Origin of the sequence: Brevibacillus borstelensis, assembly GCF_003710865.1 — a bacterium.
Classification (GTDB): Bacteria; Bacillota; Bacilli; order Brevibacillales; family Brevibacillaceae; genus Brevibacillus; species Brevibacillus borstelensis.
Genome location: NZ_RHHO01000032.1, coordinates 16,869 through 39,087, shown reverse-complemented (window position 1 = coordinate 39,087; position 22,219 = coordinate 16,869). Strand labels below are relative to the sequence as shown.

The window sequence follows — 22,219 nt, the reverse complement described above, 5'->3', positions numbered from 1 at the left end:
CATCCTTTTCATACGTACAGAGCAGCGGAAAGTTTCCTATTCGTCCAGCAGACGAGGGTTGACAAAGGAGAAGCCGTACTCCCCGTATCTTCTGTCGTAGCGCAGCTCGCCGCCGTCAAAATACCAAAAATCGTTCGGGCGAATGACGAACCGCATCCCTTCTACTTCGAAAACAGCGTCGCCTGGCTCGACCTCGTCCTTTTCAATCGCGAAAAACAGGCCTCCTGTTCCCGGGCCTCCGGTGCGTACGTACAGCCGAAGCGTGTCTCCGGGACGAAAGTCGGCGTATTGCTGATAGGCGAGGGCGAATGCCGGTTGAATTTGCAGGTGAATACTCATGACGCGACTCCTCTCAAACATCTGTCTATCCGTCTAGTTTACCATTAGAAAACGCGGTTCCGCCAATTTCCGCCTGGAAAAAGGGAAAAACGCCGCTGGTGGTGGCGGCGTTTTCTTTGGTCCACGTTTGGACAGCTTCAAACGAATTCCTAATCTTTTCCTTTGCTTACATCCAGTGTCGGGTGCATGAATCGGGCCCTATTGGGCGGAACGTCCTCAAGCAGCTCCCTGTTCTCCGTCGTGTTCCACCCGATGTCGTTGGTCGGATGGACCCAGCCGTCCCCAGCCATGACGGATGGGTCCGTGTCTGTGCTCCACTGGTTGAGCGGAGAATCCTCGGAGTTGTAGTAGCTGTCCCCGATGACCACACCGTGCTCGTTTACAAATGGCTTTTGCATGGTGCGGGAAGAGTCCTTGTAGTCGGGGGAGCTGATTTGATGGGGGAGCGTGCCGTCAAGGGACACGTCTTTTACCTCTTTGGAAGTATGATCAGCCATGCAGGTGCCCTCCTTGGTGGAGTTACCGGTTTTCTTTTAGTCTCTCTTGTGGTTCACTATTGATGGAGCCATCAGAACGAACGGCCTCCGACTGGGCTTTGGGACCGCGAATCTCGGCAGTTTTCCCGAAATCCTTAGCTTTGTTTCGTACCATTGTATGCCCTCCTCTATTGTCACATGGGCTTAGTATGGCCCAATCGGGCAGATTCGATCATAGCATTGTGAAAGGAGCACGTATGTATGGCAAAGAAACAGCGCAAGCAAGAACGCCAGGCGCCGAAATTCGCCAAGGCGGAAACCCCTGAAAAAAACGGTGTGAACGTAAAGGAAATGTTGAGTGACGACGCGCTTGGAAAATTGAAGCAGCTGGAGCGCCAGATGAAGGAAGAACTGGAAAAAGCGGAGCAGGCAGCCGCCGAACGGAAGCGGCGTGAGCAAGAGGAGCGGGAGCGAAACAAAAGCTTTGGCGAGCTCCTGGAAGAGTATGAGAAAAAAGGCGGAGGCAAGTACAGCTGATGACCGAGGAAAAAAATCAGCGTGAAGGCCGGCCCGACACGTCAAAAAACGGCATGCTGAAGCGCCGGGAGCTTCACGTCAAGGACGATGCCGTCAAGGAGCGGGGCAGAGCAATCCTCTCCCGTCTGGGGAAGAAGAAAACATAAACAGGGATTTTTACTCCTCTTTTCCCATATAGCTAGTAGAAGGGGAAAGGGGGAATGACCGTGGGGACCATCCTGCTCTTTGTCAGTGTCATCTGTGTGACGGTGGGTACCTGGCGGTTGCTTCGCATCTACAAAGCGGGCAGACCCGGTGGAAAAGTGTTGTGGTGGGCGGTAGCCAGCTTCGGCATTACGCTGTTCTTTGTCCTGAAGCTCGTGGCGGATACCCCGACCTTGTTATGAGAAAGCTTTGATGGCCGATCCAGTCTTTGTGCCGGTTGAACGATGATACAGGTTGGCAGACGTAAAAAAGCAGCTGCTCAATCGTGAGGTGATTGATCAGCTGCTTTTCATGTTTGCAAGTAAAGTTAAAGTTTACTCGTAGCGCAGCGCCTCGATCGGATCAAGCTTGGCCGCTTTGTTTGCGGGGTACAATCCGAAAAAGATCCCGATGGCGCTGGAAAAGCCAAATGCGATGAAGATGCTGTTCCAGGACAACAGCGGCGGGAGCTGGGCGAAGTAAGAAACCAGCGCTGCGGCTCCGAGCCCGAGCAGTACCCCGATCAGGCCGCCGATCAGACAGACGATCAGCGATTCGATCAAAAACTGCATCAGGATATCCCGGCGGCGGGCCCCCAGTGCTTTGCGAATGCCGATTTCCCGCGTTCGTTCTGTAACGGAGACGAGCATGATGTTCATGACGCCGACTCCCCCTACGACCAGGGAAATGCCGGCGATGACGCTGAAAATAATCGTCAGCGTTCCGGTCAGTTGATTGAACTGATTGACCTGCTCCTGCATGCTAAAGGAGCGGTAATGATTCTCCTTTTGATGCTTGCGGGACAAATATTGGGTAGCCTGCTTCATCGCGGCTTCGACCGACTCCTTGTCTTTTGCCTTTCCGATCAGCGTGCTGACAAAAGGCTCCTCTTGAAAACTCAGGTCGTAGCGGATCGGGATATAGGCGCCGTACGTTTGACTCATGTCAAAGCGGAACTTTTCTTCCTTGTAGGTGCCGATTACGACAAGCGAGTTGTCTCCCATCCGTACCCGCTGGCCGAGCGGGTTCATTTGTCCGAACAGCTTCTTTGCCAATTCATCCTCAAGCACGATGACGGCTCGCAGCTCCTTGTCGTCAGCTTCACTGAAGAAGCGTCCCTTGCTTATTTTTACCGTTGGTTGAATCTCCAGGTAGTGAGCGGTTGTCGAATAAACATTCACCCGCTCTTCCTTTTTCGGACCCTTCACGATCGAGTTGGATTGATTGTACGGGACGAGCCGCTCGATGTAGGGACTGATACGGCTCAAGGTTTCGGCGTCTTCCACCGTCAGGTCGTCATTGGAGTGCTCTTCCTTGCTCTCATAATCGGTATAGATATTAAAGCTGTTTTGCCCGAATTTCTCCATTTCGCTGGTGATGGCCCTCTGTCCGCCTTCGCCAAGCGTGTTGACGGCGATGACGGATGTGATCCCGATAATGATGCCGAGCATGGTCAGTCCGGAGCGCATTTTGTTGGCCCAGATGCCATCGATGGCGGTGCGCAGTGCTTCCCAAAAATTCATGTCAGAATCACCTCATCGGACGGGACGGCGGTCAGGCGCTCTTCCACGCGCTCGTCCTTCATAATGACACCGTCCTTGAAGGTGACGATGCGCTCTGCATGCTGGGCGATATCCAGCTCGTGCGTAACGAGAATGATCGTTACACCCTGCTCATGCAGCTCCTGAAACATGGCCATGATCTCCGTACCGGAGCGGCTGTCCAGATTTCCCGTAGGTTCGTCTGCAAGCAAAATGGCTGGCCGGTTTACGAGTGCACGGGCAATTGCCACCCGCTGCTTCTGTCCGCCGGAGAGCTGTGTCGGCCTGTGGTTCATCCGCTCGCCCAACCCGACTCGCTTCAATGCTTCCATCGCCCGCTTTCTTCGTTCGGAGCGGCTGATGCCCGCGTACATCATCGGCAGTTCGACATTATGCAAGGAAGTGGAGCGAGGCAGCAGATTGAACGATTGAAACACAAAGCCGATTTTCTGGTTGCGGACGAGAGCAAGCTGCTGGTCGTTCTGCTTGCTGACCTCGATGCCGTCCAGCACGTAGGTTCCTGAATCCGGCCGGTCGAGACATCCGAGCATGTTCATGAAGGTTGATTTTCCGGAGCCGGACGGTCCCATGATGGCGACAAATTCCCCTTTTTCCACGGAGAGGTTTACCCCTCGCAATATGGGCAGTTCCGAATCGCCCGTCCTATATGTTTTCGTCAGGCCTTCCACGTAAAGCATGGGCCGACCTCCTTTTTTGCAAAGTAGTTACATTCCTGCCATGGGGGACGGGGTGACCGGCGCATTCTCCTGGATCGCATCCAGAGGACTCAGGATGATTTGCTCATTGCCGGTTAGTCCCGACTTGATCTGGGAGGAAAGCTCATTTTCCATGCCGACCTCAACGTTTACCTTCTTGGCCGTGCCATTGTCGGCTACCCAAACAAATGTGCTGCCGTCCGCCTCCTGTTGAATCGCTTCGATCGGCACCTGCATGGCATTGTCGATTTTCTCCGTCAGGATATTGATGTCGACGTGAAACCCGGGCTTGAGAGCCGAGACGTCGCCATCAGGCTGGAGAGTGACTTTGACGCGTGTTTTTTCACCTTGCCCGGAGCTGTTTTGCGTGGTTACGGCAATCGGGGAGATTCGCACCACTTTGGCATTCAGCTTCTGCTTTCCAAGAGAGCTGCCCTCGATGACTGCCGATTGACCGAGCTTTATTTTGCTTACGTCGGACTCGCTGATATCGGCCTGGATGAGCAGGTTGTTCAGGTTCGCGAGTGTAAAGATCTCCGTTCCTTTGTTTACGTACTGGCCGTTGTCTGCAGCCAGGCTGATGACGGTGCCGTTTTCGGGAGCGACCAACACGCTTTGGGTGCGCTCCTTCTCCAGTTGCGCCTTCTCCACCTGAAGCTTGTTGATTTGCGCTTGCAGAGAAGCGAGCTCCTCTTTGCGCGGTCCCTTTTGCTTCAATGCCAGCTGCTGCTTGGAGACGTTCAGTGACGAGAGCGTAGAATCGAGCTGGCTTTTTGCCTTGTCCACCTCTTGCTGCGTAGTGGCCCCGGATGCGAACAGCTGCTGCAGCCGATCGTATTCCTTTTGAGCGGCATCGTGCTCGCGCTGGGCTTGGGCGACCCGTTCTTTTTCCTGTGCCAGCTCTTCCGGTTCATTTCCTGCTTGCGCTTTGGACAGATTCGCTCGTGCCAGTTCAATCTGTGCGTCCAGCTCCAGGAGTCGGCTCTCTACGTCAGAGGTGTCAATCTTCCCGATAACCTGCCCTTTTTTAACGAGATCGCCTTCTTTGACGGAGAATTCACGCAGCGTCCCGTTCACATTTGCGTACACCCTGTATTTATCCTCCACGACTACACTGCCGGAGGTCAGGATGCGGCTTTCCAGCGCAGATGTGGCTACTGTCCCGATCTGGACAGGCATGCCCATCGCCTGACCGGGACTCAAAAGATTTACGCTAACGGTTCCGATCACCAGTACGGCGGCGACGGACCCGATCATCCACCATCGTTTTTTCATGTCTTCTAATCCCCTTGCCAAATAATGTATACCTTCTTTACGAAACTGTTTTACGGGGGGCAAGTAAAAAAGTAACAAGGTAACCTTTTTGTTCATGGAATGTTCACAATTTCACAAAACCATGGGAGCAGGGAGAAGTGAAGGAAAAATGGGGCGCTGTCTTTGTCGAACCCTTGCCCGGCCGAAGCGATAAGATGTAGGGAGCATAGCAGGATTTCCAAGGGAGGGAGCTATGAACCAGACGCTTCGTTTTGACTACTCCCATGCGTGCAAATTTTTCGAGCAGACAGATTTAGACCAGCTAGCTCCTGAAGTATTGCGCTCGCACATACAGCTCCATCAGGGGACGGGAGCAGGGAGCGAGCTTCGCGGCTGGCTGGACTTGCCGATCAAATGCGAGAAAAGTGAACGGGAACGTATCGTCCAGGCAGCGACGAGAATCCAGGAGAATTCGGATGTGCTCTTGGTCATCGGCATTGGCGGGTCGTATCTTGGAGCCAAGGCAGCGCTGGAGATGCTCGGGCATCACTTCACCAATCTTCTGCCTGCGGGCAAACGACGGGTACCGGAGATTTATTTTGTCGGCAACAACATCAGTCCGGTCTACCTCGCTCATCTTCTGGAGCTGCTGGAGGGAAAAGAAGTCTCTTTGAATGTCATTTCCAAATCGGGAACGACAATGGAACCGGCTATCGCTTTTCGCCTGTTTCGGAGCTGGATGGAGAAAAAGTACGGACGACCAAAAGCCCGCAGCCGGATTTACGCTACGACAGACAGAGCGAAGGGAGCGCTCCGCCAGCTTGCCGAGAGCGAGGGGTATGAGACCTTTGTCATTCCCGAGGATGTGGGCGGACGCTTTTCGATTCTTACTCCCGTCGGTCTTTTGCCGATCGCTGTCGGCGGAATCGATATGGATGAGCTGATGCAAGGAGCGGCAGATGCCAGAGAGCGGTTTTTGTCGCCGGTGCTGGCAGACAATCCTTGCTACCAATATGCCGCTGTCCGCAATATTCTGTATCGAAGGGGCAAGCTGATTGAAGTGCTGGTCGGCTACGAACCCCGGTTCCGTTTTTTCGCGGAATGGTGGAAGCAGCTCTTTGCCGAGTCGGAAGGGAAGGACAACAAGGGGATTTTTCCTGTATCCGCAGAGTATTCAACCGATCTCCACTCCATCGGCCAATATCTGCAAAGCGGAACACGGCACTTGTTTGAAACCGTCTTGACCGTGCATAAATCTGACGTTGACGTCACCATCGGAGACGACCCGGCCAATCTGGACGGCTTGCAGTATCTCTCTGGAAAAGGGATGGATTTCGTCCGCCAAAAGGTGCTGCAGGGAGCGATGCTGGCCCACGTAGATGGGGGTGTTCCGAATCTCGTAGTGGAAATTCCCCGGCTGACAGCGTATCATTTTGGTGAGCTGGTGTATTTTTTTGAAAAAGCCTGTGCGATCAGCGGCTACCTCTTGGGGGTCAATCCGTTTGACCAGCCCGGGGTAGAGGCCTACAAAGCCAACATGTTTGCATTGCTCGGGCGGCCCGGCTTTGAAAAAATGAAAGAAGAATTGGAAGCGAGAATTCGTGGAGACGACTAAAACCTACCTGACTGTAGCCGAAACATCCGAGTATCTGGAATTGCCGGAGACGTTCATTCTGGAAAAAATCCGCGAAGGGCGAATCCGTGCCGTTCACAACGGGGAAGAGTATCTGATCAACAAGGAGCAGTTTCAGCATCATCTGGAACAGATCCGAAAGCTCCGGGAGTTTGAGGATGAACAGAAGCATGAGCCGATCCCGGAGAGCTACGACGTGAAGGACGAAGATTAAGTTCAGCCCTTGTCAGATTTGCGGCCAGAGGACTATACTGAAGAAGACAACTGATAGAATGAAAAGTAACTGGGGGAGTCCATCTTGCTGGGCTGAGAGGACGGAAGCGATGACCGTCGACCCTTTGCACCTGATCCAGATCATGCTGGCGCAGGGAAGTGGTTACAGGCGGATATTTTTTCGCCCGTTGATGCGTTGGATGCGTGTTGTGCCCACCTTTTCCTGCCGGAGAGGGTGGGCTTTTCCATTTGATAAGGAGAGGAAGCAGCATGACCGACTGTTTACTTGTTGGCGGAGGCATCATCGGACTCAGTCTCGCCTATGAATTGTCCTGTAGAGGAATGGCCGTGACTGTAGTGGAGCAAGGAGAATGGGGAGGCCAGGCTTCATCGGCAGCAGCGGGAATGCTGGCGCCGCTGAAGGAATTTTCGCAGCCAGGGCCGATGCTGGAGCTGGGCATGAAGTCGCTGGAGCTCTATCCGAAATGGGCAGAGGAGCTGGAAGCGAGGACAGGCATTGACGTGCAGGCGTGCAAATCCGGACTGCTGACAGTAGCTCTTACCGAGCCGGAGTCGGGCGCGTTGCTGGAAAAATACAAGTGGCAAAAGGCATCGGGCTATGCGGTTGAGTGGATGACAGGGGAAGAGATGCGGAGAGTCGAGCCGCTCTTGACCGAGCAGGCGATCGCGGGGATCTACTCGCCTGAAGAAGGGCACATCAACAACCGCATGCTGCTGAATGCTCTGGTAGCCGCTTGCAAAAAAATGGGAGCGACGCTTCTTTCCGGCTCTGTTGTAACCGGAATGGCAAAAGAAGGGGGCAGGATCGTCGGTGTAGAAACGACCACGGGGCCTCTGCGAGCCGGGCATACCGTGATCGCATCTGGCGCATGGGCCGGGATTATGGCCGAATGGCTCGATTTTGCTGTGCCCGTCAGACCGGTACGCGGGCAGGTGGCATCGGTATCGTCCAGCGGAATCCCTTTGCGTACCGTCATCTTCGGCACATCCGGGTACATCACGCCCAAGCTGGATGGGAAGATCGTCCTTGGAGCGACCGAGGATGAAGCGGGCTTTCAGCGGCATGTCACGCTGAGCGGTCTTGCGAAAGTATTGGACGGTGTGATGCCGTATGTGCCCGCTCTGCATTCAGCAGCCTTCCAGCAGGCGTGGGCAGGCTTGCGTCCCGCTACAGCAGACAGCATGCCGCTGCTTGGACCCGTACCGGGATGGCAGGGCGTTTCCATTGCGGGCGGCCACTTTCGGAACGGCATTTTGCTTTCTCCGGTCACAGCAAAGGTGATGGCGGATTATGTGGAGAGCGGACGCGAAGATGCGCTGCAACCCTTTTTGCCATCCCGGTTCCTCGGGTCGACAACAAACAGATAAGGCTCATGGGTACGGCCTGATCGGAAAATGGGCTGGTCCCCTCTGGAAAATAGACACCTCCCCATAGGCTGGCGTATATGGTAATAAAGAAACACCAGAGGGGAGGAGTCAAATAGATGGAGGAGTCTAAGAAGCAATTGTTTCATGTTGACACTGCCGCTGTCAGCATGATCAAGGATATCCGCCATACGGTCCAAAACGTTTGCCAGGAGCATGCCCGGCAAAAGGTTCGGATCGAAGCGCTGGATGGACAGATATACGAAGGAGAGATCGTAGACTGGGACAACGACCACGTCTATCTGGAAGTCGAAGAAGAGGTGGATGACGACGAGGCGGAGGAAGTAGACTGGGATGGCTATGAGCTGGATGTAGAGCAAGTGTCCTACAGTTCCCCGTACGACCCGGCCGATCCCAATATGCGTCCGCCCTTTACAGCGGTCAGCCCATTTACGAGCGGAGGGCCGAACGCCCGTCCGTATCCCGGAGTCAGCCCGTATACAGCAGTCAGTCCATATGCAACGGGACCCAATTCCCGACCGCATCCGGGGGTTAGTCCATATACAGCAGTCAGTCCATATGCAACGGGGCCCAACGCCCGACCGTATCCAGGGGTTAGCCCGTATACGGCGGTAAGCCCGTATGAAACAGGGCCCAACAGTCGTCCTTATCCTGGCGTAAGTCCGTATACAGCAGTCAGTCCATTCGCGACGGGACCGAACGCCCGTCCGTATCCCGGAATGATGCCTTATTCTGAGGTCAGCCCCTACACAGCGGTTTCTCCGGAAAGTGTCACAAGACCATTCCCTTTTGTACAGTCCTTTGTACAGTCTTTCATACAGCCGCCTGTACAGCCTTATTGCATACCGTGCGTTCCCTTGGTGGCGCCATTAGAAAGACCGACACGGGTAAGTCCGGCGGAAACGGAAAAACCGAAAGATCAAAGGGTCAGTCCGGCCGAGGATGTCCGCCCGGGTGTCAGTCCTTTCCCGCCATATCCACCGTACCCTCCGTACCCATTTCCTCCGTATCCGCCATTTCCGCCGTACAGACCGATCGCACCAGCTCCGCCGCCACCGCCGCCACCCGTACCATGTCCGCCCGTCGTAAAAACGTTGGAATCATCCTGCGTGGCACCGATTCCACGTCGCCGCTGCCGGAAAAGAGTCATTCCTTTGACGCTGTTCTCTCTGCTGTCCATCGCGCTGATCTAGGCGAGTGTACAGGTGTGGGCATCCAAGTGCAAAAAGCCTCCAGGCAAAGCCGCCTTGAGGCTTTTTTTGGTCCAACTGAGGCTTCGCCATAAAGCCTGGCAAAGCCAGGTTTTCCAAACGTCCTTCAATGACTACTTCTCCCCCATTTGTCACACACTAACGGCAAAATGTCGGAAAGGCAGGGATTGGATGCAAACCATTCAAAGCAGTTTGCCGGGAACGAGAGGGACGTATGGTTTTTTTCGGGAAGCTCTGGAGCCGGACGGCTTTACCTTGGCAAACTGGGATTACAATGCGGGTTATTTGGATAAAAAGCTGGACGAAGCGGGCATGGTCTTTCTGCGGATTCCCGTTCAGGTGCAGGAGGGCGAGCTGGACAGCGAAGACGCCTGGCTGGAGCTCGGAACGCCGTTTGTCCTGAAGCACGTCTACCGAGAGGGGATTGAATCGGACGTCGGCTACTACTCTGCCGTTGCGTCTGCGGCCATGAATCAATTTCAGGAGCCGGTAGACAAGGATGCCGCAGTCGATGAGCACTGGATGCGAAAAGCGGAAGCCATGGTAAGGGAATTGGAAAGAAGACTTGCGTGAATCGCAGACATGCGGCGGGCCATCGACACGATTGGCCCGTTTTCTTGTTCGATGTGACGATTTCTCCAAGGGCCCGACGTTTTTTGTTGCTTCTGTCCGCATAGCAGGGAGAAGAAAGGTAATGTAAAATGGTGACAGATGAAAGCAAGTTTTCAAAGACAGGGAGTGTGGAGGACCGTGGCATGGTATCATTCGCTGCTTAGATGGTACTGGCGTCTCAGAAAGCCTCTGACACTGGGAGTGCGCATCATCGTGACAGACAGGGACAAGGGTGTACTGCTGGTTCGCCACACCTATGTCCAGGGATGGTACTTGCCAGGGGGAGGTGTCGAGCGAGGGGAATCATTTGCCGATGCGGCGAGACGCGAGCTGTGGGAAGAGTGCCGCGCAGAAGCAGAGTCGCTGTCGCTATGCCATTTGTATTACAGCGAAAGAGAAGGAAAACGGGATTACATTGCCCTTTTTCATGTCGGGGAATACCGTTTGCACGAACGCGACACGAGTGACCCCGAGGTAGAGGAAATGCGCTTTTTTACGTGGGATGGGCTTCCCGAGGAGCTGACGCCGGCGACAAAACGGCGGCTTCAGGAATTTTGCCGACAGCAATACACGACAGACCGATGGTAAAGCTGGAAAGAACATGCATCCCGGCATCAGCTGTGATATAGTGATAGCGAGCGTAGGATAGTAACGACAAATCAAGATGAGGATATCCAAAGGGCCTTTTTGAAGAGGCTTTTTGTTCTATGTAAAGCGAGGGTTTGCACCATGAAAATAGCTACCGTACTGCGGAAAGATGATTATACAAGGGAAGTTTGCCGTCAATTGCGGGAAAAATTGCTGCAGCCGGACTGTCCATTTCGTTTCGTCGAAAGTCCCGAAGAAAAACCGGATATGGTGTTGTCCATCGGGGGTGACGGAACGCTTCTGGAGGCTGTCCACCAATACGGCTTTGAACCGGCCTATGTCGGCATTCATACCGGTCATTTGGGCTTTTACGCGGATTGGCACCCCGATGAGCTGGACGAATTCGTACAGGTGCTGACACAGCGTACGGAGCCGGTTATCGTCGAATATCCGACGGTTCAATGCCGGATTCATACCAAACAGGGCATCACCTATGACAAATGGGCGCTGAACGAATTGGTGATCCGCAATGCCTTGCTCTCTACGTTGGTTGCCTGTGTGTACATAAACGGGGATGAGTTTGAGACCTTTCGCGGAGACGGCCTGATCGTCTCGTCTCCGTCAGGCAGTACCGCCTACAACAAAGCAGTCAACGGGGCGCTGGTGCATCCTTCTATCGAGGCTATTCAGTTATCGGAGATTGCTTCTATCAACAATCAGGCTTATCGGACGGTAAACAGCTCGCTCGTCCTGCCCAATCATCACGAAGTAGAATTGATTGTCATGAACCCGGAGATCATGATTGGGCTGGACAGGGAGCAAGGGGTATGGAAAGACGTCCGCTCGATTACTTGTCGGGTAGGGGGAGAGAAAGTGAAGTTTGCCAGGTATAAGAAGCTCACCTTCTGGAGTCGGGTGAGAAAATCGTTTATCACCGGATAAAAAAAGAACGCTTGTGGGGAGGAGTATGGGGATGAAGAGAGTCGGGGCAGTAACGAACATTTTCCGTCATCCTGTCAAGGCGATGAAAGGCGAGCAGCTTCAGACCAGCCTGGTGGACAGATTCGGCTTGTACGGTGACAGAGGATATGCTTTTCTGGACGAATCCCGCAACGGAAAATACTTGAGTGCGGATATCATCCCCGGATTGCTCGGGTATTCAGCACGTCTGCTGGGCGAGTCTGGTGAAGAAGCCTATCCCGAGGTGCGGATTCAAACGCCGAATGGGGCGGAGTACGGCTGGGAGGAAGCGCTGTTCGCTGATGTCGCGCGTACTGCCAATCGCCAGATCACGCCGTTGATGAGCACGCCGCAAGAAGGCGGGAAGAACTGGGAAGACCATATCCTGCTGGTGACGGACGCTTCCCTGAGGGAAATCGCCAGACTGATCGGCTGGGAAAGTATCGATCCGAGACGGTTCCGGGCCAATCTGGTAGTCGCATTGGACGAAGACCGTCCGTTTGCCGAGGACGAATGGATCGGCAAGCACTTGCAGATCAACGATGTTGTCCTGCAGGTAAACAAGCACTGTGAGCGCTGCCATTATGTCAACATCGATCCGGATACGCTCCAGATGAATCCGGCTGTATTAAAAACTTGCGTAAAACGGCATGACAATCATTTCGGGGTGTATGCGTCTGTCGTTCGACCGGGGCAAGTGACCGAAGGGGATGTTGTATTTTATGTCTAATCCATTGGAACGCGTGTCCCGTTTTGTAAAACAATATGATCCCGCTATCGAACCTCTGATCTTTCAGGAGAAGCTGAACACAACGGAGGAAGCAGCCCAGGCATTGGGTGTGGAGGCAGGCCAGATTGCCAAATCCATCCTGTTCCGCTGCAGTGACCGCTACGGACTGTTTGTGGCGGCAGGCGACGTGAGAATTCACCCCAAGCGGGTAAAAAAGTGTCTGGAAGGCGGTCAGCCGAAGATGGCTTCGCCTGATGAAGTAGCAGAGATAACCGGTTTTCAGGTGGGGGCGGTCTGCCCGTTTGCATTGCAAACAGAGGTGCCGGTGTTCGTCGACTCCTCTCTGGAGCGGTTTCCGGTCGTCTATACGGCTGCCGGGATTGCGGAATCGCTGCTGCCGGTCTCTTTTCAAGCTCTCGTCGAGATGACGGGAGCCCGGGTCATTGACGCTCAGTCTGCCGAGTAACAAGTGTATGTTTTAAGACGTTGAAAAGCAGAGGGACCTTCTCTCGTGTCTGGGTGTGAGACGAGAGCGGTCCCTCTTTTTAGCGCAATGCTTCATAGACCTGCCGCAAATCCGTATATCCGTTTTGGCGGGCTAGCGACAAGTAGATTCCCCAGAGCGAGGCTGCAGCGAACGCATCGCAGTAAGCATGATGCCGCCGGGAGATAACAATATTGTGTCTGGCGCATAAAGCGTCCAGCGATCCGTTGCCAATCACCTCGCCCGACAGCCGGATGAGCAGCATCGTGTCCAGCAAGCGATGGGTAAACTTCCGCCTGCTCGTCTTCCAGAGCGCCGCCCGCAAAAAATTGCGTTCGTGGCGAGAGTGATGGGCGACCAGCGGCCGGTCGCCGACGAATTGGAAGAAGCGAGTCAGCACGGTAGCCAAATCGGGTGCCGAACGCACCATCTCCTCGCGAATGCCGGTAAGCGAGGAGACGTGCGGCGGGATAGGACGGCAAGGGTCGATCAGACTGTAAAAAGAATCGCCCAGTACAAGCCGGTCACCTCGCATGGCAACGGCGCCGATAGACAAGATCGCATCACCGCGGTCAGGATCATAGCCAGTCGTCTCCAGATCCACCACAACGACCTCCAGATTGGCAAGCGGCAGATCAATACATTTGCGAGCGTGCTCTTGTTCTCTTTCCAAAAAACGCAGAAAGGCATGTGCCCCCAGATCTCCGCTGTTTTCCCACCAGGAAGCAACTCCCTTTCCCCAGGTTCGGCCGCTCAGGTGCCACAAGCGGCCGAGGCCATTCCATTTTGCCATGCAGGTGCCCCCCTATTGACGATAGACATCGAGCAGATTCTTCGTCTTCCCGTGCAGCTTCAAGGCCAGCTTCATCGCCCGGCGCAGCATCGCCAAAGTGTCCTGGGACAGCTCCCCCAATTTGACATAGCTGTTGCTGCCGTATTGCCCGTCTCTCCAATACAAGGGGGTGATCAGCCGAAGTCCCATCAACAAGCGGAAGTGCTGTTCGACATCCCGGCAAAACGCTTCTGGCCAAATCCTGCGCGTACGCAGCGCAAGCAGTCTTTCCAGCGTTGAGGTGACGTAAATTCCATGGGCGAGGGAGAAATGGCGGACGCAATTGACGAAAGGCAGATAGACGCCCTCCTTTACATTGACGGCCCCCTGATACCGCCCGCTCTGATCAGGCGCCAGCCGTCCAAGCCAGGTGAGCGGGATGCGATGGTACAGCGTATTGCTCACCAGCCTTTCGATCAGAAGAGGATTGTTGGTAAGCAGGGTCCGGTAATAACCGGCAACGGTGGCGAAGGCGGAAGGCTCCCCCCAAATGACGCGCGCATCGCTGAAAAGAAGGAGATAGCGGGAATGTTCCCAGGTAGGGTGAGAGGCCCAGTGCTCCAGGCGCTCCATCCATTGCTCCGTACTTCCGCGCCAGCGGGCGGAGACACATGTGACATTCCCGTGGCAGGGGGGATAGCCTACCTGCTCCAGCCCCTGTACAATGACGGCTCCCAGAAGATGAAAATAGCCTTCGATATTTTCCCGTTCTTTTGTCGATAAGCCATGCGGCAATTGATAAACGAGTCCATTGTCCTGATCGCTTGCGACTGCCTGTTCACACCGGCCGCCGCTGCCGAATTGCAGATAGGCAAAGGGGACGGGCGGGGTACCTACGCCCATTTTTGCCAGCTGTCGGACGGCGAGGAGAACACCCTGCCGGATCAGACGCTCGTGGATGAGATTGACGAGTACGGCAAACGGAGCCAGCTCGGCAGCTCTCCGGATGCCCTCCAGGCGCGACGTTTCCAGCAGCTCCCCGCACAGGAGGGCAAGCTCGCGAAAAGTAGAGGCTTCGCTGATCCGGTGGACATCATCGGGTGAGAGAATGAGAGCCGTTTCGTTTGAAGGAGGAGATATGTTCTGCGGGAAGCAGCTCGGGATATCCGTATCCCCCGTGTTCGCTAAGGTCAAGACCGATCACCTCTTCTTCCTCGGTTACTCGCAGGCCGATAGTCGCTTTTAAGGCTGCCAGAATGACATACGAAACGATAAAGACGTACAAGAGGGACCCGACCAGACCAAGCGCCTGAACGCCGAGCTGGTGCCAGCCGCCGCCGTAAAACAGGCCGGGAGCGCCTACGCCTGCCTGTTCGACTAATTCGGGAGTGGCAAAGAATCCAGTGGACAATGTCCCCCAGATACCCGCCACGCCATGGACGGAAAAGGCGTAAACCGGATCGTCAATTCCTTTTCTGTCAAACCAGATTGCAGTAAAGTATGTCAGAATACCTGACACAGAACCGATGACTACGGCGGCCCAAGGCTCCACAAATGCGCAGGAAGCAGTAATCGCTACGAGTGCGGCGATGACGCCGTTCAGCATGGTCGGAATATCCGCCTTGCCCGTGACGGACCAGGCGATCGCCATGGCGGCAACAGCCCCGGCGGCAGCCCCGAGATTGGTCGTCAATGCGACATACGCAAAAAAGCCCGAGGTGCTGCCCAGTGTCGAGCCGGCGTTGAATCCAAACCAGCCGATCCAGAGGAGAATCACGCCAAGTACGGTGTACACCTGGTTGTGTCCGGGGATCGGGTTGGAGCTGCCGTCTCGGTTGTATTTGCCGATCCGCGGTTTCAGCAGGATGGTGGCCGCCAGAGCCGCAACGGCACCCTGGAGATGAACAACGGTAGACCCGGCAAAGTCCTGCATGCCGAGTTCTGCCAGCCAGCCGCCGCCCCATACCCAGTGGCCGATGACCGGATAAATGACAATGGTAAACAAAAAACTGAAAATGACGTAAATGGAGAGCTTTGCCCGCTCGGCAAAGCCGCCCCAGGCGATGGCCAGCGACACGGCTGCGAAAGCGAGCTGGAACAGAAAAAAGAGGGAGATGGGAATGTCGGCGGCAAAGGCATTGCTGAAGGAATCAGCAGCGTTTTCGCCGGAGGGATCGAAGAAAAATCCGCCAAGCCCGATAAATTCATTGCCGTTTCCGAAGGTAAGTCCAAAACCGAGGGCCCAAAACGCAAGCGTGCAAAGTCCGAAGGTGAGCACGGTTTTTCCTGCTACGTGGCCGGCATTTTTCATCCGGGTCGAGCCTGCCTCCAAAAGGGCGAAGCCGGCTTGCATCAAGATTACCAGTATGGCTGCGACCATGACCCATGTAGCATCAATCGCAGAGGCAAGAGAAGCGAATGTCGGTTCCATCCTTTCCACTCCTTTTATGTCAGTTTATCTGACATTTTATATTTGTGTCAGATTATATGACATAAGAAAAAAGAATGCAATCCGTCTTTTCTGAAAACTGCAAAAAGAAAACACCAGCCCCCGGCTCATGCCGAGAATGACTGGTGTTTGTCCTGTCTGGCCTTCCGCTCGAGTGCCAATCCGAGCGCACACATAATGGCCAGGAACAATCCGCTTGCGAAAAATAGCTCTTTGACGGGCCATGTTCCGAGCCACAGGGCCCCCATGCTGCTGGAGAGCATGGAAAATCCGGTGAACATCAGCATATTCAGCGCATAGATTTTGCCGGTGTTGGAATCGGCCGCCTTTGTTTGGATGGCGGTAACGGTGGGGATTCCGATCAAAGGTCCGCCAACGCCCGCGATGGCGGCTGCCAAAAAAGCGAGCCAATGGAGGGCGAGCCCCTGCGTCAGCAGAAGAAATCCGACCGCCTGAACAAGCCAACCGGCGATGATGACCAGCAGGTGGCGCTGATACTGGAGGCGGGCCATAAAGAGACTGCCGAGCAGATTTCCTATCCCGTAGAAGCCGATCAGGACTGCGAGCATACTGCTGTCGCCTTGCCCCATCTCGTTTGCGAGAAAAGGAAATCCTACGTTCCAGCACACCTGCCAGACGAGGAAGCCCATATTGCTGAATAGCAGGATAACGAACAACAAGCGATTGGTTTGAAGCTCTTTTAAGCCATATCCGATGTCGCGAATGTACTGCCCCGCAGATAAACGGCTCGTCACCGTTTCCTGACCGCTTCGCGGGATTTTCCCCAGGGCATAGAGGAAGCATGCGGACAGCAGATAAGCAAACGCATTGATAAAAAACAGGGTGGACAAGGGCACCCACGCTGCAATTACACCGATCGTCATTGGCGCGGCGATACGCACGGTCCGGAAGGTGGTATCCAGGATGGCGTTGGAACGGCTTAACTGTTCAATAGGGACGATTGCCTTCAATGCGACCGTACGAGCTGGGTGGAACAGGCTGGAGAAAACACCGATCAAAAATTGGGCGGCCAGGAAAAAAGCGAACTGCTTGACGCCGAGTGCTGTCATGATTCCAACGAGGACAGCGACACTGATGCGGGCCAGGTCAGCTCCGACCATGAGCGAACGAGGATTGTATCTGTCCGCCAGTACGCCTCCGATTAAATAGAACAACAAGCCCGCTGTCATTTCAGGGATGGCCAGCAGACTCAGCGCTGTCCCTGATTGGGTGGCTTGCAGGAGATACCACAGCAAGGCAAAGCTGTAGCACTGGTCGCCGATATTGGCAGTCAGCTGAGCCAGCCACAGCAGCAGAAACGAACGGTTTTTCCACAATGCTGACGATTCCACACCCATCTCTCCGTCCTGCGAATATTCAGACAAAATATTTTTACCAGATCAGAATAGCAGGCAGCCTAGATAAAGTAAAGGAATATCCGCAGACGCTGCTCATCGCTTTTTATTCACGGTTCGCTTGCTGGGCATAGGTGGGTGAAGCCGCGTCTATACGGCGGTAATTTATGAAAAAGCAAAGGAGCCTGTTTGATAGCAGGCTTCTTTGCTTATGATCGGTTTATTCAGGTTCCGTCAGGCTCCTTCAGCCAGCAGTCCCTGCTACATGGGACGATTATCGTTTGTACGATCCGCTTGATTATGCGCTTTGGAATGGCCCTGATTGTCTTCTGTATGCGTGTCGTCAGCTACTGTGCTGCTCGTCAAGCCCGTGACTGCCAAGCCTTTTTGGTTCAGGTTTTTCGCGCTTTTCCACTTTGCCATGTGGCACTCATTCCTTTCCGGGGTTCATCTCACTGTTACGTTTCCATCCCGATCACCTCGTTACTCAGCCACTTTTTGCCGCAATATTGCTCCCGCTTTACACAAGTAAGGTATACTAAGTCTATAAAATAACTTGTGGAACAACCGGGAAAGGAGGCCTCCGGGATGGATCACGAACGGGCTATTATCGTCGAGGGAAAAACAGACCGGGAAAGGCTCCGAAAAGTATTGGCGGAGCCGGTCCTGATCGTCTGTACGTACGGGTCATACAGCGCCGAAAAAGCTGCCCATCTGGAAGAGCAATTGGAAGAGGAAGAAGAGATCTACATCTTTACGGACGAGGATGACAGCGGCAAGAAATTGCGCTCCCAGTTGCAGGAGGATTTTCCGAATGCCACTCACCTGCATACCCAGGCACTTTACGCCCAGGTGGCGCACACTCCGCTGGACGTGCTGGCAAACATCCTCGAGCGGGCGGGCTTTTCGGTGGTTGGGGGAAATGAGGAAAGTGATTATGGGCGGGGATAACTTCAGTCGGGAACGGCAATAACAACAAGAGATGCTCTTGTTGGAGGTGTCGTAGTTTGCACAGCCTGGCGTCCTTTATAAACCGAATGAATGTGTTCGTCTGGTTGATCGGCATCTTTGCCGCTCACGCACTGCTGTATCTGTTTCTGGGAACGGCGACCTGGCTCGCTACCTCGCTGTTAGCCACGGCGTTTTACGGGATTGTCCTGCTTGTAGCCAAACTGGTCGCCAGCCGTTATGACGACAGGGAAGAAAGCAAATGAAGGAGTCGGTCGGCTTAGGGCCGGCTTTTTTCATGCCGTTTCGAGGCCGTTTTGATGCCGTTTTTCAGGCCGCTTGATGCGGTTTCGATCCGTTGCAAGGCTGTGTGGCGGCGCTGCATGGCGGTCGGACAGACAGGTCGGACCCTGTTACACGGCCACCTGTCTGTCCGATCAATGTCCCATGAATTGCATGGCAAGGATGACGGCTCCCAGTATCCATACGTAGACGGCGAAGCCCTTCATCGAACCGTTGCTGATAATTTTCAGCATCCAGCGAATGGCTACATAGCCGGCAATTGCAGCAAATCCCGTTCCTACAATCATCGGTATGAGATCGATTGTTTCCAGTGGAGTTTTTATCAGCTTCACCGTTTGCAAACCCGATGCCCCCAAAATAGCCGGGAGCGACAGGAGAAACGAAAAACGGGCCGCATCCGCACGGGCAATCCCGCGCATCAGTGATCCTGCGATAGTCAGTCCGGAACGGGAGATGGCAGGCAAAATGGCGGCACCCTGCAGCGTTCCGATTATCAGGGCGTCGGCGTAGGTGATTTGTTCAAAGGTGCGGGTTCCTCTGCGCATGGATTCTACCGCCCACAGGATCGCTCCAGTAGCGAGGAACTCCCAGCCGATCGTCAAACCAGTCCGTGATATTTCTTCAAAGAAGTCCTCAAAAAGAAGACCGATGGCGGCCGTAGGAATCGTTCCGACGAACAGCAATCGTGCCAGCTTGCCGGTCGGATTCAATAAAACGTGTCGAACCTCGGACCAAAAGACGATCACCACCGCGATGAGGGTGCCAAAGTGAAGCATGGTATCAAACAGCAGCCCGGCTTCCTGCATATCAAACAGCATCCGGAACAAAACCAGGTGGCCTGTACTGGAAATCGGCAAAAATTCGGTTAAGCCCTGTACGATTCCGAGAAAAATATGCTCAAGCAAAACCAACATCGTCTGTTCGCTCCCATCCTTTACATGTACATTGTTGTTAGGGGGAAAAGGACAAAATACTGCCCCCTTGTACACCATATGTATGTGGGAAAAAGGGAGACTTGCCTCTTTTCACTGGATCGTGCTTGTCTGTTGTAAAAAGTTGTGGAATTTACCAAAGGAAAATAGGTATAGTTAGGGTGCACATGCACGGAAGCGAGGATAAACGAAAATGAACCAACGAAACCCAAGGAATCAAAGGAATCGTCCAGACCAGCGGAGTCAACGAAATAAACGGCCGCTGCGCGATTTGAGCGGCAGGCTGATCAGCTCAGCGGCAAAAAAGAAGGCCTACACGCCTCCCGCCGGATTGCAGGCAGGGATGCTCTTGACCATGACCGTGGAAAGGGAGATCGAGCCGGGTTACTTTCTGCGAGCCGGAGAAGATGAAGTGTTCCTCCACCGCAGAGAAGCGGAAGGAAGGCTCTCCATAGGCGACACAGCAGAGGTTTTTCTGTATCATGACCACGAGAATCGGCTGGCGGCCACCATGGACATGCCCTATGTAGGCTTGAATGAATACGGCTGGCTGGAAGTAGTGGATATTATGCCGCGGATGGGCGTATTTTTGGACAACGGCATCGAAAAGCACTTGCTCCTGTTCACAGATGATCTGCCCAAGCTGAAGGCGGAGTGGCCGCGGATCGGCGACAGGCTGCTGGTTACATTGAAGCGGGACAAGCTGGGGCGCCTTTTGGCCAAGCCGGTCACAGAGGAAGAAATCACCAAAATCTCGGTACCAGCGACGAGCGAGATGCACAATCAGTGGGTCGAGGGAACAGTCTACAAAGTAATTGCGGCCGGGGCGTTTTTATTCACCGAGGAAGAGCACGTCATGTTCATTCACAGGGACGAAATGACAGAACCCCTCCGCTTGGGCCAGTCCATCCGCTGCCGAGTCAGCTACGTTCGCGAAGACGGACGGATCAACGGATCGATGCGCGTTCGCAAAGAAGTGCAGTACGGAGAAGATGCCGACAAGCTGCTTCAGTATTTGAGCAATCGGGATGGCGCTATGCCGTACACAGATGATACGCCTGCCGATGTCATCAAGGAGAAGTTTGGCATGAGCAAATCCGCCTTCAAACGAGCGCTGGGAAAATTGATGAAAGAGCGGAGAGTAGAGCAGGCAAATGGATGGACGAGACTGGTGGACATCCCCACACCGCCTCATTCTTGAAAAACATATCTCACACGATACGGGCCCCCTTTCTAAAAAAGGAGCCCGTTTTTCTTTTGGAATCGCGGCGTTGCCTATTGCTGTATTTGCCAAGTCTCGATAGCTGAATCTGGACATAATAATGGTCCCGATTTCAAAAGCTAGGCATGGAGGAGTGGTGGTCGTACGCATGATTATCTTTCAGCTGGCGATTATTTTGCTCGCATCGAAAATAGCCGGTGATCTCGCTGCCAGAATCGGACAGCCATCGGTTCTCGGAAAGCTTCTGATCGGGATTATCCTCGGCCCTGCGGTTTTGGGCATCATCACAAGCACGGAAATTATCGATGAGCTCAGCGAAATCGGCGTTATTTTGCTTATGTTCCTCGCTGGGCTAGAGACGGATATCGAAGAGTTCAAGCGGACTGGCAAGGCATCCGCCTATGTAGGCGTTATCGGCATCATCGTCCCCCTCTCGCTGGGGTATGCAACCGGACTGTTTCTGGATATGTCGACCTTTGAAGCGATCTTTCTCGGACTGCTGCTCTCAGCGACAAGTGTGAGCATTTCCGTGCAAGCCCTTAAAGAGATGGACAAATTAAAGTCCAGGGAAGGCATGACCATTCTGGGTGCCGCTGTAATCGATGACGTTCTGGTGATTATCATCCTGGCGTTTCTCATGAGTGCGGCCGGAGGCGAAGTGAACCTGGGCATGCTGATTGCCAAAAAGGCAGGTTTTTTTGTGGTCGCCATTTTGTTGGGGTGGATCGCCGTTCCTTGGCTGCTAAGACGATTTGCCCCTCTCCGCGTGACAGAATCGGTGATTTCTGCAGGCTTGATCATCTGTTTTCTCTATGCCGCAATGGCCGAATACGCAGGTGTTGCAGATATTATTGGAGCTTATATCGCGGGAGTGGCGATCAGCCTGACCGATTTCAAGCATGAAGTGTTCGAAAAGGTGGAAACGATTGGTTACTCGGTATTCGTGCCTGTTTTCTTTACCTCTATCGGGATCGCGGTCGACTTCGAAGGACTTGGCAGCTACATAGGGGTCATTGCAGCGCTCAGCCTTTTGGCGATATTGACAAAGCTGCTTGGCTCGGCTGTCGGCGCCTTTTTTGCCGGATTTGACTGGAGAAGCTCATTTGGCATAGGCTCGGCGATGGTCTCCAGAGGCGAGGTGGCATTGATCATTGCCGCAATCGGACTGGAAAGCGGGCTATTGGCGGAGCAGTTGTTTCCGGTCATCGTGATCGTTGTGTTAGTAACAACGGTGGTAACCCCGCCGATGATGAAGGCGTTTTTCAAGGCATGAGAAAGTGAAGGCCGTAGAGAATGAAGCCCTGAGAGAATGCCGGGGTGATAAAAAACGGCTGCTGATGATCAAGCTTTGCCA

At 54.0% G+C, this 22,219-nt stretch carries 28 protein-coding genes and 1 riboswitch; of the genes, 16 read left to right on the top strand and 12 right to left on the bottom strand.

Translation table 11 applies throughout. From position 1 onward, the window contains the following. Nucleotides 1-36: 36 nt before the first annotated feature. The 3 genes from EDM54_RS15830 to sspK all read right to left on the bottom strand — a co-directional run bounded on the left by EDM54_RS15830 (nucleotide 37) and on the right by sspK (nucleotide 990). Nucleotides 37-339 carry an iron-sulfur cluster biosynthesis family protein gene (locus EDM54_RS15830; RefSeq protein ID WP_003391010.1) on the bottom strand — a complete coding sequence of 101 codons (303 nt, stop codon included), beginning with the start codon at nucleotides 337-339 and terminating at the stop codon, nucleotides 37-39. 149 nt (nucleotides 340-488) lie between these two features. Next, a complete protein-coding gene (locus EDM54_RS15825) occupies nucleotides 489-836 on the bottom strand; it encodes a DUF3905 domain-containing protein (RefSeq protein ID WP_003391012.1) in 348 nt (115 codons plus the stop codon). A gap of 22 nt (nucleotides 837-858) precedes the next feature. Next, nucleotides 859-990, bottom strand: coding sequence for a small acid-soluble spore protein K (sspK, locus tag EDM54_RS15820; RefSeq protein WP_003391014.1), 132 nt, complete (start codon nucleotides 988-990; stop codon nucleotides 859-861). Nucleotides 991-1,076: 86 nt separating this feature from the next. Between sspK and EDM54_RS15815 the strand changes: the two genes are divergently transcribed. The 3 genes from EDM54_RS15815 to EDM54_RS15810 are packed head-to-tail and all read left to right on the top strand — an operon-like array spanning nucleotide 1,077 to nucleotide 1,738. Continuing rightward, nucleotides 1,077-1,352 (top strand): YqkE family protein, encoded by a 276-nt coding sequence (locus tag EDM54_RS15815; protein WP_003391016.1) that lies wholly within the window; start codon nucleotides 1,077-1,079, stop codon nucleotides 1,350-1,352. Continuing rightward, nucleotides 1,352-1,498, top strand: coding sequence for a hypothetical protein (locus EDM54_RS26530; RefSeq protein ID WP_003391018.1), 147 nt, complete (start codon nucleotides 1,352-1,354; stop codon nucleotides 1,496-1,498). The genes EDM54_RS15815 and EDM54_RS26530 overlap by 1 nt, the downstream gene beginning before the upstream one ends. A 54-nt stretch (nucleotides 1,499-1,552) precedes the next feature. Further along, nucleotides 1,553-1,738, top strand: a complete 186-nt coding sequence (locus EDM54_RS15810) for a hypothetical protein (protein WP_194246984.1) — start codon at nucleotides 1,553-1,555, stop codon at nucleotides 1,736-1,738. Between the two features lie 132 nt (nucleotides 1,739-1,870). Here EDM54_RS15810 and EDM54_RS15805 read toward each other — a convergent pair whose 3' ends face one another. From EDM54_RS15805 to EDM54_RS15795, 3 genes are read right to left on the bottom strand one after another with little or no spacing between them, the layout of a single operon-like run. Further along, nucleotides 1,871-3,058 (bottom strand): ABC transporter permease, encoded by a 1,188-nt coding sequence (locus EDM54_RS15805; RefSeq protein ID WP_003391025.1) that lies wholly within the window; start codon nucleotides 3,056-3,058, stop codon nucleotides 1,871-1,873. Next, nucleotides 3,055-3,774 carry an ABC transporter ATP-binding protein gene (locus tag EDM54_RS15800; protein ID WP_024985396.1) on the bottom strand — a complete coding sequence of 240 codons (720 nt, stop codon included), beginning with the start codon at nucleotides 3,772-3,774 and terminating at the stop codon, nucleotides 3,055-3,057. The genes EDM54_RS15805 and EDM54_RS15800 overlap by 4 nt, the downstream gene beginning before the upstream one ends. Nucleotides 3,775-3,801: 27 nt before the next feature. Continuing rightward, entirely contained in the window at nucleotides 3,802-5,067 is a 1,266-nt protein-coding gene (locus EDM54_RS15795) for an efflux RND transporter periplasmic adaptor subunit (protein WP_031932122.1), read from the bottom strand. Nucleotides 5,068-5,299: 232 nt separating this feature from the next. On the opposite strand from EDM54_RS15795, the gene EDM54_RS15790 reads away from it, so the two are divergent. The 9 genes from EDM54_RS15790 to EDM54_RS15750 all read left to right on the top strand — a co-directional run bounded on the left by EDM54_RS15790 (nucleotide 5,300) and on the right by EDM54_RS15750 (nucleotide 12,866). Further along, complete coding sequence (locus EDM54_RS15790; protein ID WP_003391031.1) at nucleotides 5,300-6,661, top strand: glucose-6-phosphate isomerase; 1,362 nt, start codon at nucleotides 5,300-5,302, stop codon at nucleotides 6,659-6,661. After that, nucleotides 6,648-6,893, top strand: a complete 246-nt coding sequence (locus EDM54_RS15785) for an excisionase family DNA-binding protein (RefSeq protein WP_003391033.1) — start codon at nucleotides 6,648-6,650, stop codon at nucleotides 6,891-6,893. The genes EDM54_RS15790 and EDM54_RS15785 overlap by 14 nt, the downstream gene beginning before the upstream one ends. Nucleotides 6,894-6,954: 61 nt before the next feature. Continuing rightward, nucleotides 6,955-7,067: riboswitch (TPP riboswitch) on the top strand. Between the two features lie 95 nt (nucleotides 7,068-7,162). Further along, a complete protein-coding gene (thiO, locus tag EDM54_RS15780; protein WP_031932123.1) occupies nucleotides 7,163-8,281 on the top strand; it encodes a glycine oxidase ThiO in 1,119 nt (372 codons plus the stop codon). 116 nt (nucleotides 8,282-8,397) lie between these two features. Beyond that, the gene (locus EDM54_RS26525) at nucleotides 8,398-9,492 is read left to right on the top strand and encodes a hypothetical protein (RefSeq protein ID WP_170208385.1); all 1,095 of its coding nucleotides are present in this window, start codon (nucleotides 8,398-8,400) and stop codon (nucleotides 9,490-9,492) included. Nucleotides 9,493-9,681: 189 nt separating this feature from the next. Further along, complete coding sequence (locus EDM54_RS15770) at nucleotides 9,682-10,083, top strand: YugN family protein (RefSeq protein ID WP_122958442.1); 402 nt, start codon at nucleotides 9,682-9,684, stop codon at nucleotides 10,081-10,083. 177 nt (nucleotides 10,084-10,260) lie between these two features. Then, nucleotides 10,261-10,710 (top strand): NUDIX domain-containing protein, encoded by a 450-nt coding sequence (locus EDM54_RS15765; RefSeq protein WP_003391040.1) that lies wholly within the window; start codon nucleotides 10,261-10,263, stop codon nucleotides 10,708-10,710. 141 nt (nucleotides 10,711-10,851) lie between these two features. Beyond that, nucleotides 10,852-11,652 (top strand): NAD kinase, encoded by an 801-nt coding sequence (locus EDM54_RS15760; protein ID WP_122958441.1) that lies wholly within the window; start codon nucleotides 10,852-10,854, stop codon nucleotides 11,650-11,652. Nucleotides 11,653-11,683: 31 nt separating this feature from the next. Continuing rightward, complete coding sequence (locus EDM54_RS15755) at nucleotides 11,684-12,400, top strand: MOSC domain-containing protein (RefSeq protein ID WP_003391044.1); 717 nt, start codon at nucleotides 11,684-11,686, stop codon at nucleotides 12,398-12,400. Continuing rightward, on the top strand, nucleotides 12,393-12,866 hold the full coding sequence (locus EDM54_RS15750) for a YbaK/EbsC family protein (protein ID WP_003391046.1): 474 nt from the start codon (nucleotides 12,393-12,395) through the stop codon (nucleotides 12,864-12,866). The genes EDM54_RS15755 and EDM54_RS15750 overlap by 8 nt, the downstream gene beginning before the upstream one ends. 79 nt (nucleotides 12,867-12,945) lie before the next feature. Here EDM54_RS15750 and EDM54_RS15745 read toward each other — a convergent pair whose 3' ends face one another. The 5 genes from EDM54_RS15745 to EDM54_RS26520 form a co-directional block, all read right to left on the bottom strand. Further along, nucleotides 12,946-13,677: an exonuclease domain-containing protein gene (locus EDM54_RS15745; protein WP_024985405.1), complete on the bottom strand. Its 732-nt coding sequence runs from the start codon at nucleotides 13,675-13,677 to the stop codon at nucleotides 12,946-12,948. Nucleotides 13,678-13,689: 12 nt separating this feature from the next. After that, nucleotides 13,690-14,850 (bottom strand): DUF294 nucleotidyltransferase-like domain-containing protein, encoded by a 1,161-nt coding sequence (locus EDM54_RS15740; protein WP_172920610.1) that lies wholly within the window; start codon nucleotides 14,848-14,850, stop codon nucleotides 13,690-13,692. After that, a complete protein-coding gene (locus EDM54_RS15735) occupies nucleotides 14,750-16,087 on the bottom strand; it encodes an ammonium transporter (RefSeq protein WP_031932125.1) in 1,338 nt (445 codons plus the stop codon). The genes EDM54_RS15740 and EDM54_RS15735 overlap by 101 nt, the downstream gene beginning before the upstream one ends. 125 nt (nucleotides 16,088-16,212) lie before the next feature. Continuing rightward, nucleotides 16,213-17,463 (bottom strand): MFS transporter, encoded by a 1,251-nt coding sequence (locus EDM54_RS15730; protein ID WP_003391056.1) that lies wholly within the window; start codon nucleotides 17,461-17,463, stop codon nucleotides 16,213-16,215. 258 nt (nucleotides 17,464-17,721) lie between these two features. Then, entirely contained in the window at nucleotides 17,722-17,883 is a 162-nt protein-coding gene (locus EDM54_RS26520) for a hypothetical protein (RefSeq protein ID WP_003391057.1), read from the bottom strand. Nucleotides 17,884-18,048: 165 nt separating this feature from the next. Between EDM54_RS26520 and EDM54_RS15725 the strand changes: the two genes are divergently transcribed. Together EDM54_RS15725 and EDM54_RS15720 are read left to right on the top strand one after the other, a co-directional pair. Continuing rightward, entirely contained in the window at nucleotides 18,049-18,411 is a 363-nt protein-coding gene (locus EDM54_RS15725; RefSeq protein ID WP_024985408.1) for a toprim domain-containing protein, read from the top strand. Between the two features lie 56 nt (nucleotides 18,412-18,467). Next, the gene (locus EDM54_RS15720) at nucleotides 18,468-18,674 is read left to right on the top strand and encodes a hypothetical protein (protein WP_003391063.1); all 207 of its coding nucleotides are present in this window, start codon (nucleotides 18,468-18,470) and stop codon (nucleotides 18,672-18,674) included. A gap of 171 nt (nucleotides 18,675-18,845) precedes the next feature. On the opposite strand, the gene EDM54_RS15715 is transcribed toward EDM54_RS15720, so the two are convergent. Then, entirely contained in the window at nucleotides 18,846-19,625 is a 780-nt protein-coding gene (locus EDM54_RS15715; protein WP_003391064.1) for an undecaprenyl-diphosphate phosphatase, read from the bottom strand. 361 nt (nucleotides 19,626-19,986) lie between these two features. On the opposite strand from EDM54_RS15715, the gene EDM54_RS15710 reads away from it, so the two are divergent. Together EDM54_RS15710 and EDM54_RS15705 are read left to right on the top strand one after the other, a co-directional pair. Continuing rightward, nucleotides 19,987-20,844: a CvfB family protein gene (locus EDM54_RS15710; RefSeq protein WP_228006766.1), complete on the top strand. Its 858-nt coding sequence runs from the start codon at nucleotides 19,987-19,989 to the stop codon at nucleotides 20,842-20,844. A gap of 169 nt (nucleotides 20,845-21,013) precedes the next feature. After that, nucleotides 21,014-22,138: a cation:proton antiporter gene (locus EDM54_RS15705; protein ID WP_003391068.1), complete on the top strand. Its 1,125-nt coding sequence runs from the start codon at nucleotides 21,014-21,016 to the stop codon at nucleotides 22,136-22,138. Nucleotides 22,139-22,219: the final 81 nt, after the last annotated feature.